This is a genomic window from Rhizobium sp. BK312, from assembly GCF_014193605.1.
In the GTDB taxonomy this organism is placed as follows: domain Bacteria; phylum Pseudomonadota; class Alphaproteobacteria; order Rhizobiales; family Rhizobiaceae; genus Rhizobium.
This window is the reverse complement of sequence record NZ_JACHZP010000012.1, coordinates 115,222-132,122: the sequence shown is the minus strand read 5'-3', so window position 1 is coordinate 132,122 and position 16,901 is coordinate 115,222. Positions and strand designations below refer to the sequence as shown.

Genomic DNA, 16,901 nt, shown 5'->3' with positions numbered 1-16,901 from the left:
CCGTCCGGAACCTCCGCCGGCGGCCCGACCCGGTCTCCGCATCGACCGAAACGAACCCCAAAACATCGTTGCCTTTTTGGCAATCAGTAGTGCGCATAATTGTTCTTTATTAGAACGCTGAATTCCCCCATCATCCCTGCCATTGGTGGATAACGAGACGAAAAGTCCGATCGCCCAATCAACAGGGGAACTATCAGCATGTCTCAATTCATGATGAATCGTCGTCGTTTCCTGTCCAATGCTGCCTTGGTCGGAGGTCTTGCTGCGAGCCAGACCTTCGTCGGCATCCGTGCCGGCAAGGCCGCCGATGTTGCCGAAGTGCGCATGCAGCTCGGCTGGCTTGCGTCCAACGGACTCATCGGCGAAGTCGCAGCACAGAAGAAGGGCTTTTTCACCGAACAGGGCATCAATCTCACCATCGTTCCCGGCGGCCCGAATGTCGATGGCGTTGCGGGCGTTGCGGCCGGCCAATCGACCATCGGGCAGATTTCCTCCAGCCCGTCCGTCATGCTCGCGCGCTCGGCCGGCATGCCGGTCAAGGCGTTTCTGGCTGGATACCGTAAGCATCCCTTTACGTATTTCTCGCTGAAAAGAGCGCCGATCCGCGAGCCGAAGGACATGATCGGCAAGACGATCGCCACGCAACCGACCGCCTTCATCCTGCTGCGCGCGCTCCTCGCCAAAAACGGCATTCCGGAAGACAAGGTGAAGATGGTCAACATGGGTTCCGACATGAACCAGCTGATGACCGGCCAGGCCGATGCCGTCACCGGCTGGGTCACGAACACCAATGCGCTGAAGGTGCTCGGCGACGAACGTGTCGACATGATGCTCTGGGATGCCGGCCTGCAGCTCTACGCCAACGTCTATTATACGACCGACGAACAGCTCGACAAACATTCCGACGTGCTGGTGCGCTTCACCAAGGCTGCCGCCAAAGGTTGGGGTTACGTCCGCGACCATCCGGAAGAAGCCGTCGGCATGCTGGTCGACGCCTACCCCAATCTCGACAAGGCCAGCGAGCTTGAAGCCGTCCACCCGGTCATCGATTTCTCCTTCGGCGATAGCACCAAGCAGACCGGCTGGGGCGCGATGAACAAGGACAATTGGGCAGCGCAGATCAAGGCTTACGCCGATCTTAAGCAGTTTGCGGGAGCAATACCGACCGTCGATGACGTCGCCACCATGGCGATCCTCGACGCGACGACCGATATCCGCAAGCAGATCGGATGAATGCCATGATGAGCGCCGCCACCATCAAGCAGCAGCCGCTACCGGTCGCCGAAACGGCAAGGCTTGCCGTTTCCATTCGCGATCTCGACATCCGCTTCGGCGACAAGGGCAACGAGTTCACCGCTCTGTCCAAGGTCTCCGTCGATATTCCCGAAGGTTCGTTCGTCACCATGCTCGGGCCGTCTGGCTGCGGCAAGTCGACCTTGCTGCGCTGCATCGCAGATCTCGTTGACATCAGCGACGGGTCGGTCTCCGTGTTCGGGCGACCACCCCGCCAGGCGCGCGAAGGCCGCGATTTTGCCTTCGTCTTCCAGGAGGCAACGCTTTTGCCATGGCGGAGCGTCATCGACAATGTCCGCCTGCCGCTCGAAGTCGGCAGGCACGACAAAAGCTCCTACGCCGATCCCATGGAACTGCTCGCCCTCGTCGGTCTCAAGGGTCGCGAAAATGCCCTGCCGCACGAATTGTCCGGCGGCATGCGCCAGCGTGTCGCCATCGCCCGTGCCCTGATAACCAAACCGCGCATCCTGCTGATGGACGAGCCCTTCGGCGCTCTTGATGAAATCACCCGAGACAAGCTCAATGAGGAACTGCTTCGCATCTGGCGCGAAACGGGCACGACCATCGTTTTCGTCACCCATTCCATTCCGGAGGCAGTCTTCCTCGGTCAGCACGTGCTGATGCTGCAGGCCCATCCCGGCCGGGTGAAGGAGTTCATGAGGGTCGACCTTCCCTATCCCCGCGCCCTTGCGATGCGCGACACGGTCGACTTCATCAAAGTGACCGCGCATCTGCGCGCGCTGCTGGAGGAATGCATATGAGCAACGCCGTGCACTCCGACATCGGCCACATCGCCAAGGCGCCGCGCAAGGTCGCCATCCTCGACGCAACCGTCGGCGTTTTCTCCTCGCACATGCCGGCGATCCTTGCGGCACTCGGCTGCATCGTGCTCTGGCAAGCGGTCATCTGGATCTTCAAGATCCCGACCTTCATGGCGCCGAGCCCGCTCGATGTTCTCTCCGCCTTTCGCGACAATGCCGCGACGCTGGCGCGAAACTTCCTGCCGACCGTGCTCGAGGCCGTTCTCGGTTTCGTCTTCGGCAATCTTGTCGCCATCCTGCTGGCGATCTGGTTCGTCCACAGCGCGACGGCCGAGAGGGCCTTCTATCCGATCGCCGTCTTCGTCAAGGCAATCCCGATCATCGCGCTTGCGCCGATCCTGGTCCTGATCTTCGGTAATGGCGTCGCTCCTAAGATCATCATTGCCGGCCTCATCTGCTTCTTCCCGACGCTGGTCAACATGGTGCAGGGCCTCCGCTCGGCCAGCCCCGCAATGCTCGACCTGATGCGGGTGCTTTCGGCCAGCAATTCGGAGATCCTCTGGAAGGTCCGCCTGCCAAGCTCGCTGCCATTCCTGTTCGCCGCACTGAAGATTGCCGCAACAAGCAGTGTCATGGGCGCGATCGTCGCGGAATGGATCGGCTCCAGCTTCGGGCTCGGCGCGCTCATCATCGAGGCGACCTACAATTTCCGCTCACCGCTGCTTTACGCGACGGTGGTCATTGCCGCGCTGCTGGCCGTGATCCTCTTCTTCATCGTCTCGGTCGCCGAGGCGAAGATGATCCGCTGGAAGCCGGCTGGCCAACACTAAAGCCTTAGAAAACATCGAGGGAACTCCAATGGAACAGGTTATTCACCAGCCTGCACGGGATATCCGTGTCGTCGATCGATCCGATGTCGTCGTGGTCGGCGGCGGCCCGGCAGGGATTGCCGCGGCCGTCTCGGCCGCACGCAACGGCGCCAGCGTCACGCTTCTCGAACGTTATCCCTATGTCGGCGGGCTTGCCGCCGGCGGCATGGTGCTCGTGCTCGACGACATGATCAACGAGCTCGAAATCACCGTGCGCGGCATCTGCATGGAGATGATCGAGCGCATGAAGCGCTGGGGACTCTGCGTGACCCCGAGCGATCGCGATCGCCTGATAGAATTCCGCGATACGCCGGAGGCCTGGCAGCGCTGGGCGCGCTGGGGACTCTTCGACTTCCACACCCAGTCGATGCCGCATCCGATCTGCTTTTCGGCCGCCTTCGATCCCGACGCCTTCAAGCGCGCCGCCTATGACATGATCAGTGAAGCGAAGATCAAGCTCAGGACCCATAGCTGGTTCTCCTCCGCGATCGTCGAGGGTGGCGCAATCAAGGGCGTGATCTGCCAGACCAAGGAAGGCATGCAGGCGATCCTCGGCGACGTCGTCATCGACACGACGGGCGATCTCGATGTCGCAGCAAGCGCGGGCGCTACCCATGTCGAATCCAACTTCATCCTGACGACGGTCTCGCGCTGGGGTGGCGTCGATACGGAAGCAGCGGAGCGTTTCGAACAGCAGGAGCCGGAAGCCTTCAAGGCGCTCGATCACGAAGCCAAGCGGCTGATCGGCGGTTGCTGGTCCTTCTGGTGGCTGAAGACGCCGCTGCCTGGCGTCGTCTGGCTGAACTGCCCGCATATGCCGACGCTGAGTGGTCTCAAGGTCGACGACCTGACCAAAGCGGAGATGGAAGGCCGCTTGCGGATCGCAAAGCTGCTCGATTTCGCGCGCGAAAAAATGCCCGGCTTCGAGAATGCCTATGTCGTCGATTTCGCGCCACAGACCGGCGTGCGCCAGACGCGGCTGTTGCAGGGAGATTATGTCGTGACGAAGGACGACGTCATGACCCGGCGGCATTTTGCCGACACGGTCTGCCGCGGCCGCGATTACTACACGCCCTACCGCGCCATGCTGCCGAAGGAGATCGACCAGCTGATCGTTGCCGGCCGGCACTATTCGGCAACACCACAGGCGCAGAAATCCAGCCGCGAGATCCCGCCCTGCATGGCAATGGGCGAAGCGGCAGGCGTCGCCGCAACGGTTGCTCTCAATGCCGGAACGACCGTTCGCAAGGCCGATATCCAGGCAATTCAGAAGCAGATGCGGGCACAGGGAGCCGATCCGGGCGATATCCCTTCAGAGAACGCGACATATTTGGAGGCTGCAGAATGACGACTTTGCCACTCGACGGAATCCGCGTGATCGATTTCACGCAGGTCATGCTCGGACCTTCCTGCACGCAGGTCCTGGCCGACTATGGCGCCGAAGTCATCAAGATCGAGAAGGTCAAGATCGGCGATCTCTCGCGCTGGTCACTCGGCTCCGATCCGGATGGGCTCAACAATCCGGTCTTCTGCTCGCTCAACCGAAACAAGAAGAGCCTAGCGTTGGATCTGAAGGATGCCAGCGCTCGCAAGACCGTGCAGGCGCTGCTTAAGATCGCTGATGTTGTCGTCAGCAACTTCCGGCCCGGTGTCATGGAACGCATGGGTTTTGGCTACGAGGATCTCAAGAAGATCAATCCGCGCCTGATCTATGCCGTCGGTACAGGCTTCGGGCTAATCGGCCCCTATCAGCATAAGGGCGGCCAGGACGTGCTGGCGCAAGCCGTCTCTGGCGTCATGCGCCGCAAGTCGGACAACAGCCACCCGACCTCGATCTATGCCACCCCGTTGGCTGATTATTCCGCCGGCATGCACCTCGTCCAGGGCATCCTGCTCGCCCTGCTGCAACGCGATAAGACCGGCGAAGGCCAACAGGTCGCCGTCAGCCTCTACAACTCCATGATCGCCATGCAGATGCAGGAGGGCACGACACATCTGATGCGGCAGAAGGACCTGAACTGGGGCGCCTTCCCGCTGACGGGTGTTTTCGAGACAACGGACAGCGCGATCGTCATGGTCGGCGCCTTCAAGCCGAACCCCTTGCGCAACATCTGCGAGGCGTTAGAGATCGAGGACCTCTCGCAATATCCGCACTACAAGGATTTCGATGCGCAGATGGCGCGGCGGCCGGAATTGCAGGCGATCTTCCGCGATAATTTCGCCAAGAACAGCACCGCGCACTGGATCGCGCGGCTGGAAGGCGTCGACATCCTCTGCGCGCCGGTGCGTTCGCTCCCCGAGGCGCTGAAGGACGAGCAGACGATCATCAACAAGATGATTCTCGAGGCAGGCGAAACTGCAGCCGGTCCGATCCGCCTGATCGGCTCGCCGATCGACATGTCGGCCGCGCCGGTCACTGTGCGAATTTCTCCACCGCAGCTCGGCCAGCACAATGACGAAATTCTAGCTTCGCTTTCCCAAGTGCGGGGAGATGCAGCATGAGCGTCTCCTTCACCGTAGGAGAACGCGTCGCCCGCGTCACGCTGGACCGGCCCGACCGGATGAACGCAGTCGATGCCGAGACGGAAGCCGAACTTGAGTCGATCTGGACGGAGATCGAGAAGCGCGACGATATCAGCTGCGTCGTTCTGACAGGCTCAGGCGAAAAGGCTTTTTGTGCAGGCGCCGACCTCAAGGGCGGCAGCGGTAGTTCCGGCGTCGATTACTGGACCATCGGCCGGGAAAACGGCTTCGGCGGCCTTGCGTTCCGTCGCTCGCTCGACGTGCCCGTCATCGCCCGCGTCAACGGCTACGCACTGGGCGGCGGCTTCGAGATGGTGCTCGGCTGCGATATCGTCATTGCGGTGGAGACGGCGCGCTTCGGCCTTCCGGAAGCCCGCGTCGGCCGCATGCCGCTCGATGGCGGTATGGTGCTCCTGCAACGCAAGATCCCGTTCAACCGCGCCATGGCCGTTATGCTGACGGGGCGGCAATTTAGCGCGAATGAGATGGCAAGCTATGGCGTCGTCAATGAAGTCGTATCGGCAGGAGAGCTGGATGCCGCCGTCGATCGCTGGGTCGCAGACATCGTCGCTTGCGCGCCGCTATCGCTCCGGGCCATCAAGCAGACGGTCAATCGTACCGCGCATTTGAGCCCGGCCGAGGCGCAGGCATTGCGGACGCCGGCACTCATCAAGGCGTTGAAGAGCGAGGACGCCATGGAAGGCGTGGCGGCTTTCCGCGAAAAGCGGCCGCCCGTTTGGCGCGGCAGGTAGGCATGGTATAGCTCCGAGATTGCCGAGGGCCATTCATGCATGCCAGCATCCTGAAATATTTCACAGAGGTCGCACGTTCCGGATCGATCCGCAAGGCATCGGAAGAGCTGCATGTCGCGACCTCCGCCGTCAGCCGCCAGATCAAGAAGTTGGAGGACGAGCTCGGCACGCCGCTGTTCGAGCGCTTCTCCGATGGGCTGCGGCTGACATCGGCCGGCGAAATCGTGCTGCGCCACGCAAAGGAGACGCTGCAGGACTTCGAGGTCATGAAGTCCAATCTCGGTGACCTTCAGGGAAAGAATACGGGCCGCGTCCACATTGCCGCCCTCGACAGTCTGCTCGTTACGTTTCTTCCTGATTTCATCAAGAGGTTTCATAGGCTGCATCCTGCGGTCGACTTTCGCGTCCGAGCCGGAGCCTACAACAATATTTTCCATTTCATGGCGGCTGGCGACATTGATATCGGCATCAGCTTTGACCTTGCGACCCCACATGACCTGAAGCTTGTGGGCTCAATCCGCACAGCTTTCATGGCCATGGTGGCTTCATCGCACCCATTGGCGCGGGCGAAATCGGTGACGTTGCCAGAATGCGCCCAATACAAGCTGCTTCTCGCGCTCGACAGTGAAGTCGTCAGTTCAGCGATAGCAGTCGAACTTGCAGGGCTCAATCGAGTAGGGCGAACGTTGGTCGCATCCAACAATCCAATCCTCCTCAAACCACTGATCATGTCGGGAGATGGCATTGGTTTTTTTACTCCGGTTGGCCTCTGGCCCGAAATCCAGACGGGCGAAATCGTTGCCATCCCGATCCGGGACTTCAAGCTCAGCACTGTCGATATCGGTATTTTCGTGCCGCGCGACCGGCATCTGACCCATGCCAGCCAGGCGGTCATTGATCTGCTCAACACCGAGCTGCGCAGGTTCGGCGAGGATTTGAGAGCCATCGTCAGCAGATGAGAAAAGCATGAAGAAGATTCGCCTGTTAAAATGTCCCGGCTATGTCCCGGCCACGCGCGTCGACAGATTGACAGACCTACCATTGCAATTCGACGCCATGGTTGCGCAACCCGGCGACCTCGTCCTCCCCTCGCCCGTTAATGCTCACGACCATGGCTACGGCATCCGCACTCTTGATTTCGGCGCGGTCGACGACGCGCTTGAGGTGTGGATACCGGGCTTGAGGCTGCGGCCGCGCACCGATCCCTATCTCGAGGCGCTTGTCGCATTCGGTCGGCTGGCCAAAACCGGAGTCGGCGCGACGATGCACTGCCATAACTCTCTCAACATCGATCGTCTGGTCGATGAGGCGAGCGCTGTCATGCGGGCCGCAGGCGATGTCGGCATTCGGCTTGGCCTCTCCTGCCCACTACTCGATCACGATGCCTGGGCCTATGATGGCGGGCCGCGGCGATTGCGCCCGTTTCTCTCCGAAGGCGATTGGGAGGCGCTCGCCGGCACGATTCCGAACTATGCGCCCATTCACGCACAGCTTGATGCCGTCGAGACTATCGCCGCCGCCAATACCAATCTGCTCGTCGATGTGCAGTATGGTCCGATCGGGCCACAATGGTGTTCGAACGCACTTCTGGAAGCGATTGCCGAAGCTTCCTCGCGCCATGATCGACGTATCCACATGCATCTGCTTGAGAGCCGGCGCCAACGCGCTTGGCTCGACCGCCGCTTTCCCGAAGGTGTCGTTACCTACCTCGACAAGATTGGCTTCCTCTCACCAAGGCTTGCCGTTGCTCATGGCGTTCAGTTGCGCCCCGATGAGCTGGAGCTGCTTGCCGATCGCGGCGTACAGGTCGTCAGCAATCCCACGGCCAATCTGCGGCTGCGCTCGGGCGTCGCGCCCATCGCATCGATGATCGGGCGCGGTGGCCCAGCCTTTGCAATCGGCCTTGATGGTACCGGATTGGACGACGATCAGGATCTCTGGCGCGAGATGCGGCTTCTCTATCTCTTGCACGGCGGGCGAGGCCTGACCCAACAGTTCACGGCGCAAATGCTCTTCGATGCGGCAATCAAGGTCGGCCGGCAGGTCATCAATGCGTCAGATGTGCAGGATTTCACCATCGTCGATTACCAGGCGCTGATTGCCGATGCACTGTTCGACGATGTTGATGAAGCGGAAGTCCTGCTGACTCGTATGAGTGCCAGATTTGCCAAAAAGCTGTTCGTTGCAGGTCGAGAGGTCATGCGCGACGGGAAACTAACGGGCATCGACTTCGATGCCGCGCTGTCGGAGCTGCTCGCCCACGCGAAAGCCGATTTGCCGAGGCTTGAAAGGCAACGCCCTCTCGTCAGTGCCTTGTCTGCGGCCACCCGAACTTATTATGCGACTTGGCCCGGCATCGACTGAAGCGGGTAAAAGCAGATCATGCTTTAACCAGTGCGCCAATCCGCAATGCATTGAGACCTTCGAGCCTCTTTGCGTCGGTGATCGGCAATTGTGGAAGCAGGACACGATTCCAGATCGCATTTCCGGTGCGTTTGCCGACGAGATATTTGACTGCCGGAATGAGGGGATTGGTGGCGATCGTCTGCCGGAAGCTGCGGACATGATCGAGGATGCCGGCATTGGCCTGGTCGTGCCACAGACGTTGCGACGAACGCGGGTCTATATTCACCGTTGCGGAGATACAGCCGGCATACCCATCGCGGCCGGCATCGGCAAGCGCCGTTTCGCTGCTCGGAAAGACACGAAAACCAGGAATCTTGGCGAGTTCCCGCGCATAGGCGAGGTTACCGGAGCTATCCTTCGCTCCATGAATTCGCTCGGGAAACGCTCGCGATAGCCGAGATGATAGAGCCGGCGAGAACTCGATGCCCGTCAATTGCGGGAAGTTATAGAGGTAAATCGGGACCGGCGTTTTAGCGGTCATTCTCACCAATTCGGCAAACCACGCAAAAAGACCATCCTCCTCGAGAGGTTTGTAATAATAAGGCGGCAGCACGAGCGCGGCCGCAAAGCCGAGATCGAAAGCCTTACGCGTCAGGGCAACCGTCGTTTCAAGGTCCGGCGTGCCCGTGCCGATCATAAGCCTGCTGCCATCCAATTCCCGTGCCGCCATTGTCATCAAGGCGCTGCGTTTGGTAGCACAAAGCGAGTTTGCTTCGCCGGTCGTCCCAAGAACATTTAGAAAGTCACAGCCATTGCTTAGGCACCAGCCCGCATGCTCAAGGAAGGCATCGCCGTCAATCTCGCCATGAACATTGATTGGTGTCGGCACGGCGGCGATCACGCCGGCAATCCGGGTTTGCGTCACGAGAAAGCTCCTGCCATTATCAAGATATTCGGGCTTCGGACGGGCGCTGATAGGCCGTGACGAAGGGGTGATCCAGGCTCGTAGTACGGCTCTTGTCCCAACCACCGGGCGCGCCCCAACCGGTGACGTCCTCAGCGAAAAAGTCGCGGTTGACGTCGCGCAGAAACAGCCTCTCGGCCGGCATTTCTTCATCCCACAGGATAGCGTCAACCGGACACACGGAAAGACAGAGCCCGCAATTGATGCACTCTTCCGGCTGGATATAGAACATCCGGCCGCCCTCATAGATGCAATCAACCGGACATGCGACGGTGCAAGCGCCATCCTTTGTATCGATACAAGGCTCGGTAATCACATAAGCCATGACGTTCGCCTTTCAACGCTCTCAGGGCGCTTCGCGCAAACTATGGCAAACAAGCGTGTTCTGAAGAAGCGCCGATTTTCGGCTCTTTCCTTGCCGAAACGGCAATGCTCGCCCGAGCGAGTGGGTTAGAAAGACAGACGGTGCGGGTCTTCATTGGCGCATCGGCGCCGGTCGGCATTGCCGTCGGCACTGTCACTGCGGCCCGCTCGCGTAAATCCGGTTTGCTTGGCCACCGCTCGCCTGCGGCTCGAAAACGGGTCCAGATATAACTGCGCCGCATAGGCAATCACCGAAAATTAAGGGTGACTGCGTCGGGTCCGGTGGGAATAGAGAGAGATTCCGTTGGAATCTGAAACTGTTACGCCGGCATATCCCACGGATTCACGAGGTTCACTCCCATGCCCTCGAAATCTTTGACGTTTCGCGTCACCAGTGTCATGCGCTTGGTGAAGGCTGCTGCTGCGATGTAAGCGTCATTGATCGGCCTGGGATTGGGTACATGCCATTTCGCTGCCTGAACAGCCGCCGCCTCGTCCAGGGGCAGGATACGGCCGGAAAATGTCCCGAGGACCGTGTTTTCCAGCCAGTTGCGCAGTACTTTCCCGGCGACGGCGTCATTGTGCTCCACCAGCCGCACGCCAATCTCCAGCTCATGCAGAACCACGGATGAAATGAAGGTTTCGGCCGGATCGACGGTTTCGTTCCAGACGGCAACATTGGGATCGGCCTTGCCATTTGCGACCTTGCGGAGTTCAGACACGACATTGGTATCAAGTAATAGCATCAGGACAGGTCAACCAGCATGGCATGTTCAGTGCGCTGCGGGAGCGGCAAGTCAACGTCTTCTGCTCCCGGTGCGGCCAGCATATCACCGAGCGTCCGCATTTTACCGGTAAGCCGCTTGTACTCATCAAATGACAAGAGGACATGCGCCGGCCGTCCCCTGTCAGTGATAATGACAGGGCCGTCCTTGGCGGCGCGCTTTGCGCGACCTAGATCGTGATTGAGTTCACGGCCTGAAAGCGTGGTGACGGTCATGGCAAACTCCAACGTTCGTAGCCCCGTTTGTGGTTACGTAACCACATTTAATTCACCGAAGTTAGAATTGCAAGAAGGAGTCACGGCCGCCGATCGTGCCGAGGTAAAACGAGCGAGGCGCGATCCGGAAATGATGGAGAGTATCAGAGAAATCAGCGCGAGCGCCAGCCGAAGGCAGGGATTTCGGAAATTCTCGGCGCGCGCGAGAGGAACAAGGGCTGCCGCAGGAGCTTCAACATAGTGGCCCGAAGGGGAAGCGGGACCGTTTGCCCCCGCACCTTGCGCTCCGTATTTCATGGGCGGGCGGGGCGTTCCGACGGGTTAGGCGCCGGGGCACCCCTCGCCCCTGTTCCGTGCCGCTTGGATAGCGGCCCGGGACAGGCAAGCGGCAGGATCGATATCCATCTGGCGAAGGCCTGACGTAGCCTCCGCCTCACAAGGGTACAAGTAGAAAAGCCTGAACTGATCAGTCCTTTCAGCATCAAATGACGGTAGCTTTGGTTCTGTCGGTTGCGCACGATCACGTCCGGACGCTGCGGGCGTAGCCGCAGCGCAGCGCCTTTCCCTTTTTGTTCGGCTCTCCGGAGCTTCGCGTTCCAGCTGCCCATGACATGGCCCGGAGTGTGCCACTCCTCGTGAAATCTCATAGCAAGGCTGTCACCGACCAGAAGGGTCGCGGGGATATGAGGAAGTGAAATTCGGATATACCCCATGTGAGCGCCGCGGCGATCGATGTCCACGGCGGTTACATGAAGGGAACGCTGGTAGTTGAAACCGGCGTCCCGTAGGGCGTCGGCCAGCGCCACGATCATTGCGCCGCTGCTAACGGCGGGCTCGTGTGCGATCATGAAGCCGCGTCTTACAATGGTCCCGCCAATCTCCTCCTTGCTGCCCACAAGCGTCAGCGCCATTACTCGGCAAGTGGCGTAGGGCGTGAAGAACTGTCCGCGCGCCTTGTTGTGCGGTTCGAGCCCATGGAATGCCGCCCCAAGGATATTCCTGAAGCCCGGAGTGCCCGCCTTGAGCGGATTCGAACCAGTAATTCCGAATAGCAAGAATGTGGACGCCCGACATCGCAGGCGATGAAGGACTGCCGGTGGCATCGGGTCAAGATCCGATATTTGTGCTTTGTTGCAATTCGGCGAGCAGAACTCGCTTGCCCGGTTATTACTCCGATATGAAATGGGTCAGCTTCGAAACGCTTCCTGAACATAATGCGCATCGGGAACTCGCCCCTAGAGTTGAAATGCCTGGCGAAGCGTTATTCTTTGCCCGCCGTCCTGTTCAAAATTTTCGGGATCTAGCCATTTGAGATACCCCTCGCGCAACGTTTCCCATTCAGAGTCGATGATTGAAAACCAAGCTGTGTCGCGATTCTCGCCTTTGACGATCATGTTCTGTCGAAATATGCCTTCAAATTTGTATCCAAATCGTTCGGCGGCCTTCCGAGACGGAGCATTTCGCGAATTGCAGCGCCACTGATAACGACGGTATCCCAGCTGAAAGACATAGTCCGCAAACAGAAAGAAAGCTTCTGTAGCGAGGCGCGTGCCGGCCATTCCTAGGCCCCATAAAATATGCCCGATCTCCGCACAACCGTGCGCGGTGCTAATATCCATCAAAGCTTGCCGCCCCACCACCCGGCCGGTAGCCTTATCAAGGACGACGAAAAAGAGTGGGTCGATAGATGCCGCCTTTTCTGCTAACCACCCCTGAAAGGCGTTCCTATCTTCCGGCACTTTGTCTGGAAGCCAGCGATGCAGCCGTTCAGCATCAGGCCCACAGACGGCCTCGAACAAATGGTCACCATGTTTGTCGGCATTCAGCGGCTCGAGACGCACATAGCGCCCATCGATAGCTACTCTTTCCGGAGCAGGCACACCATGCCAGTTTGTTAGGTCAGTCATTGTTTGAACCTCCAAACGCGGACCGGCTCTATCCACAAGCATTACGGCCGCACACTTTCGTTTTCTTCTTAAGATTGCGAGTAGCGTGCCGGCACTTGCTCTTGAACCGCATCCTCGAAGCGCCAGACACTGAAACGATCAGATCGACTTGAGGAATTTTGCATCTGCCGGACGGCTTGAATTGACCAATCACTCTCGGTAGCCCGGCTCCTGCCTGTCAAGAACTCGGCGAATGCTTTCGAGATGCATGCGCGCGCTTTCCGGATCGCCTTCCCGCATCTGGCGGGCGGTGGCCGTGGCTATGTCGGCGGATACCGCGAGCAGGCGGCGGCCGGTGCTCATGGCTTTTAGTTGTACCTCTGCCGCACGCTCCAGGTAGTAGAGGTCGTCCCATGCCTCGGCAATGTTCGGGGCGCAGACCATGACGCCGTGGTTCTTCATGAACAGGATGTCGTTATCGCCGAGCGTTGCAGCAATCCTGTCACCTTCGCGCTCGTCCAGTGCGAGACCATTGTAGTGCTCGTCGACACCGGTGCGGCCATAGAATTTCAGAGCCGTCTGACCGGCCCACACCAGCGGTTCGCCCTCGACCATGCTGAGCGCCGTGGCGTTCGGCATATGGGTATGGAAGGCGGCGCCGACGCGGGGCAGCATCTTGTGCAGGCGTGCGTGAATGAAGAAGGCGGTTGCCTCCGGCACGCCGTCACCGGCAACGACATTTCCTTCAAAATCACAGATCAGCAGCGATGAGGCCGTGGCTTCCTGAAAAGCCCAGCCCAGTCGGTTGACCAGGAAGAGGTCCGGATGCCCGGGCACAACGGCCGAGAAATGGTTGCAGATACCCTCTTCGAGCCCTAGCCTGGCCGCTGTGCGCAGACAGGCCGCGAGATCTCGCCGCGCATTCCAGATCTCCTCGGTGTCGAGCGAAGCGTTTCGCAGGATGGCCGGCCTTGCGCCGGCAATGTTCAATTCATGGGCCATCTGTGTTTTTCTCCGCATTACATCCAGCCGGCGGCCTTCAGCACGCCGGGCACATGATCGAGTGCGGCAACCACCGCGCCCGGTCGATAATCGTCGAGCGGCTTGCGGCCGGTTCCACGATCCACCCAAATCGTACGAAATCCGAGTTCGCGTGCCGCCGCAAGGTCGAGATGCGGGCTGGCGCAGACATGCACCAGATCATCGATCCCGGTCCCAAGACCGTCCCAGGCATGATGGAAGATCTGCGACGAGGGCTTGTAGGCGCCGGCCTGTTCAGCCGTAATAACTCGATCGATGTAGCCACCCAGCTGGGCGACATTGCCGGCAATGATGCCATCGTCGGTATTCGAGATGATCGCGAGGCGAAAGCCGGCACCCTTCAACCGACCAAGCGTCTCGACCACCTCGGGGAACGGCGGCATCCGGCTGATCGAGCTGGTCAGGATATCGGCGTCGCCAGGATCGAAGCGCAGGTCGAACTGAGCCATTGCCCGCTCGAGCGCCTTCGCACTCACCGTCTTGAACGACTGGTGCGGCCGCTTCTCCTCCAGCTGGTGCTCGTGGCGATCATAGACGCCGATGAAGGCTACGGGATCGATCGTGCCGCCCTTTCTAGACAGGATTCTATCAACGGCGGCCAGCAGCCCTTCATCCCATTGAATGAGAGTGCCATAGCAGTCGAAGGTCAGCCAGTTAGGGCGTTTTCCGTTAAAGGTCATGTCAGGGTATCTCCTTTACCACTTGATTTTGACAAGGATCACCTTCATTGAGAAATTAAATGTTCTAATGTCATAAAGTTGGTATTCGAATGAGCGATATCGTCGATCTTGACCTGTTACGGACCTTTATGGCTGTGGTTGATTGCGGCAGCTTCACCCGGGCCGGCGCACGCGTGCATCTGACACAATCGACCGTCAGCCAGCAGATCAAGAAACTGGAGGCGAATGTCGGCCATGTGCTGCTCGTACGCAACAAATCGACCGGCAGTGTACAGACCACCGAGCAAGGCGAGCTTCTACTCGGTTACGCACGCCGGTTGCTGGCCACGGCAGCCGAGGCGATGGACATCATGCGCAAGCCCATGGCACCGAAGACAGTGCGCCTCGGTGTCCCCGAAGATTTCGCCGGTCGACGGCTTATCGATCTGCTCTCCAGTTTCTCCGTTGCGTCGCCGCAGATCCGGCTCGACACGACGAGTGGCTGGAGCGTCGAGTTGCGCAGACTGCTCGATGCAGGCGAGATCGATCTAGCATTGATCAAGCGAGAGGCCGGCGACGGCGCCTGCCTGGCGAGCTGGAAAGAGGAGCTGGTCTGGGTTGGTGGCGGCAGCTGCAAGGTTGATCCCGATCCGGTGTCGCTTGCGGTCTTTCCGGTCGGCTGCATCTACCGCGAGCGCGCGATCCGCGCGATCGAAGCGCAGGGTCGCCGCTGGCGGATCGCCTACACAAGCCAGGGCCTGATGGGCGTTCAGGCGGCCGTCGCCTCCGGGCTGGGGGTCAGCCTGCTTCCGTCAAATGCGTTGCTACCGGAACACCGCAAGCTGTCGCCGGCGGATGGCTTCCGAGCTGAGCGTGGATCCGAAATGGCCCTGGTTAAGGGTCGCATGCGGCTTTCGAGGGAAGCCAAGCTCCTTGCAGAGTTTCTTTCCGAGCGACTTACCCCGGCGGCCGCAGAATTGGCATGAGGCGGACAGATTAAGCGGAGCTTCTTTGCTGTCCTTGGGCCAACGGATCTCGACATAGGCCGGGGCTGTCGTACCACTCCGGCCCCTCTTCCGCGCCTCGCGACGATCGTCCGAGGCGCGGACACGGGATGACCGGAGCTTGCCCCGGAAGTGGCAGGGCTGCTTGCAGCGTCGCTCGGGTTGTCCCGGATGTTCACGACGACCTCGAGCAGTTGGAGGCGGGCCTGACGCTCTACGACGCTTTCTATCGCTGGTGTCGCGACGCCGCCGGGGAAACCCACAACTGGCCGAACGCCGAGGCGGGCCAGCGATATGGCAACCGTGGAAAAGGAAGAAACCGCCGCGCGCGAAGCGGTCGAACACGGTCTGCCGTTCTCGGAGGCCTTGAAGGTCTGGGCGCAGATGGCCGCGCTGAGCTTCGGCGGACCTGCCGGCCAGATCACGGTCATGCATAGGATCATCGTCGAGGAGAAGCGTTGGATCGGCGAGGAACGCTTCCTCCATGTCCTGTTCTTCGGCCTGAAGTCTGCCGTTCTTGCCATCGTTCTCGGGGCGGTTCTCCGCATTGGCAGCCTGGCACCGCGGCAGATATGGCCGCTGGCACGGCGCGGCACACGTCTCCTCTCCGGGTTTCGCGCCATCCATAGAGGGGCGATGCTCCTCTTCTGAGGAGACGCGTCTACACAAGGGTTCCTCCTCCATCCGCAACCACTGATTGTCCAGTCGTATAGTCGCTCCGCAGAAACGAGAGGTAGGCTTCCGCTACGTCGGCAGGTCTTCCTACGCGGCCGACGGGGAGCTTTGCCGCAGTCTCGCGGAATATGTGCTCGCGCGCTTCCGAGGGGATGCCAGACCAAAGATCCGTGACGACCATGCCCGGGAGCACCGCGTTAACCCGGATCGGCGCTAGCTCGATCGCCAGTGCACGCGTCAGGGACTCGATCGCTCCGCAGATGCTCGCCGCGAAGGCAAACCCTGCGGGTGGGCGCCTGGCCGATGTTCCGCTTGTTAGAACAATTGATCCGCCGCTTCGGATGTACGGCCGGGCCGCCTGGATAGCGGCAACCGCGCCCCAATAGCGCAATTCGAAGAAACCGCGCGCGATCGTGAGATCGGTGTCGGCGACACGCGGACCAAACGGAAGCGGCTCCCCTGCCGTATAGACCAGATGATCGAATGCGCCAATTTCCTCAAAGAGCGCCCTTACGGCGTCGGTGGATCTGAGATCGACAGCTCTGCCCGTGGCCGTGCCTTGGGGTAGCCTGGCCACGGCGCCGGTGACACCCTTCTCCTGGCTGGAGACGATGACGACGCTGGCCCCTTCTCGCACGGCCTGCTCGGCCACGGCAAAGCCGATGCCTCGGGATCCACCGAGAACGACGACACGCTTTTCCTGCAACATCGATAAACTCCTTGATGAGATGCGCAGCAGGCCGATCTGAGCCTGCCGGTCGCCAA

Annotated in this window: 17 protein-coding genes and 2 pseudogenes; 11 read left to right on the top strand and 8 right to left on the bottom strand. The window is 60.1% G+C overall.

The genetic code is table 11. From position 1 onward, the window contains the following. The first annotated feature begins 198 nt into the window (after positions 1 to 198). From FHT85_RS27500 to FHT85_RS27465, 8 genes are read left to right on the top strand one after another with little or no spacing between them, the layout of a single operon-like run. Complete coding sequence (locus FHT85_RS27500) at positions 199 to 1,233, top strand: ABC transporter substrate-binding protein (protein ID WP_112411153.1); 1,035 nt, start codon at positions 199 to 201, stop codon at positions 1,231 to 1,233. Between the two features lie 5 nt (positions 1,234 to 1,238). Continuing rightward, a complete protein-coding gene (locus tag FHT85_RS27495; protein WP_112411168.1) occupies positions 1,239 to 2,054 on the top strand; it encodes an ABC transporter ATP-binding protein in 816 nt (271 codons plus the stop codon). Beyond that, entirely contained in the window at positions 2,051 to 2,884 is an 834-nt protein-coding gene (locus FHT85_RS27490) for an ABC transporter permease (protein WP_112339229.1), read from the top strand. Before FHT85_RS27495 ends, FHT85_RS27490 begins: the two co-directional genes overlap by 4 nt. A gap of 28 nt (positions 2,885 to 2,912) precedes the next feature. Then, the gene (locus FHT85_RS27485) at positions 2,913 to 4,271 is read left to right on the top strand and encodes an FAD-dependent oxidoreductase (protein WP_112411152.1); all 1,359 of its coding nucleotides are present in this window, start codon (positions 2,913 to 2,915) and stop codon (positions 4,269 to 4,271) included. Further along, complete coding sequence (locus FHT85_RS27480) at positions 4,268 to 5,425, top strand: CaiB/BaiF CoA transferase family protein (protein WP_112411151.1); 1,158 nt, start codon at positions 4,268 to 4,270, stop codon at positions 5,423 to 5,425. The genes FHT85_RS27485 and FHT85_RS27480 overlap by 4 nt, the downstream gene beginning before the upstream one ends. Then, a complete protein-coding gene (locus tag FHT85_RS27475; protein WP_112339232.1) occupies positions 5,422 to 6,198 on the top strand; it encodes an enoyl-CoA hydratase-related protein in 777 nt (258 codons plus the stop codon). The genes FHT85_RS27480 and FHT85_RS27475 overlap by 4 nt, the downstream gene beginning before the upstream one ends. Positions 6,199 to 6,233: 35 nt before the next feature. Continuing rightward, entirely contained in the window at positions 6,234 to 7,157 is a 924-nt protein-coding gene (locus tag FHT85_RS27470) for a LysR family transcriptional regulator (RefSeq protein ID WP_112339233.1), read from the top strand. Between the two features lie 7 nt (positions 7,158 to 7,164). Next, positions 7,165 to 8,562, top strand: coding sequence for an amidohydrolase family protein (locus tag FHT85_RS27465; RefSeq protein ID WP_112411150.1), 1,398 nt, complete (start codon positions 7,165 to 7,167; stop codon positions 8,560 to 8,562). A gap of 16 nt (positions 8,563 to 8,578) precedes the next feature. Here the strand turns inward: FHT85_RS27465 and FHT85_RS27460 are convergent, their stop codons facing one another. From FHT85_RS27460 to FHT85_RS27430, 7 genes are all read right to left on the bottom strand, one after another. After that, on the bottom strand, positions 8,579 to 9,469 hold the full coding sequence (locus tag FHT85_RS27460) for a dihydrodipicolinate synthase family protein (RefSeq protein WP_112411149.1): 891 nt from the start codon (positions 9,467 to 9,469) through the stop codon (positions 8,579 to 8,581). A gap of 19 nt (positions 9,470 to 9,488) precedes the next feature. Continuing rightward, positions 9,489 to 9,833, bottom strand: a complete 345-nt coding sequence (gene fdxA, locus FHT85_RS27455; protein ID WP_112411148.1) for a ferredoxin — start codon at positions 9,831 to 9,833, stop codon at positions 9,489 to 9,491. 358 nt (positions 9,834 to 10,191) lie between these two features. Beyond that, positions 10,192 to 10,617 (bottom strand): type II toxin-antitoxin system VapC family toxin, encoded by a 426-nt coding sequence (locus FHT85_RS27450; RefSeq protein WP_112411147.1) that lies wholly within the window; start codon positions 10,615 to 10,617, stop codon positions 10,192 to 10,194. After that, a complete protein-coding gene (locus FHT85_RS27445; protein ID WP_112411146.1) occupies positions 10,617 to 10,871 on the bottom strand; it encodes a type II toxin-antitoxin system Phd/YefM family antitoxin in 255 nt (84 codons plus the stop codon). The genes FHT85_RS27450 and FHT85_RS27445 overlap by 1 nt, the downstream gene beginning before the upstream one ends. Positions 10,872 to 12,106: 1,235 nt before the next feature. Then, positions 12,107 to 12,778 (bottom strand): GNAT family N-acetyltransferase, encoded by a 672-nt coding sequence (locus FHT85_RS27440; RefSeq protein WP_112411144.1) that lies wholly within the window; start codon positions 12,776 to 12,778, stop codon positions 12,107 to 12,109. 189 nt (positions 12,779 to 12,967) lie between these two features. Further along, positions 12,968 to 13,759, bottom strand: a complete 792-nt coding sequence (locus FHT85_RS27435; protein WP_112411143.1) for an aldolase — start codon at positions 13,757 to 13,759, stop codon at positions 12,968 to 12,970. 17 nt (positions 13,760 to 13,776) lie between these two features. After that, positions 13,777 to 14,478: a haloacid dehalogenase type II gene (locus FHT85_RS27430; RefSeq protein ID WP_112411142.1), complete on the bottom strand. Its 702-nt coding sequence runs from the start codon at positions 14,476 to 14,478 to the stop codon at positions 13,777 to 13,779. Between the two features lie 89 nt (positions 14,479 to 14,567). Here FHT85_RS27430 and FHT85_RS27425 point away from each other — a divergent pair, with 89 nt between their 5' ends. From FHT85_RS27425 to FHT85_RS27415, 3 genes and pseudogenes are all read left to right on the top strand, one after another. Then, entirely contained in the window at positions 14,568 to 15,443 is an 876-nt protein-coding gene (locus tag FHT85_RS27425) for a LysR substrate-binding domain-containing protein (protein ID WP_112400618.1), read from the top strand. An 84-nt stretch (positions 15,444 to 15,527) separates the two neighbouring features. Continuing rightward, positions 15,528 to 15,745, top strand: a pseudogene (locus FHT85_RS27420) (chromate resistance protein ChrB domain-containing protein); the annotation flags it as partial. Positions 15,746 to 15,755: 10 nt separating this feature from the next. Continuing rightward, positions 15,756 to 16,028: pseudogene (locus FHT85_RS27415) on the top strand (chromate transporter); the annotation flags it as partial. A gap of 94 nt (positions 16,029 to 16,122) precedes the next feature. On the opposite strand, the gene FHT85_RS27410 reads toward FHT85_RS27415, so the two are convergent. After that, entirely contained in the window at positions 16,123 to 16,845 is a 723-nt protein-coding gene (locus tag FHT85_RS27410) for an SDR family oxidoreductase (RefSeq protein ID WP_112401154.1), read from the bottom strand. Positions 16,846 to 16,901 lie beyond the last annotated feature (56 nt).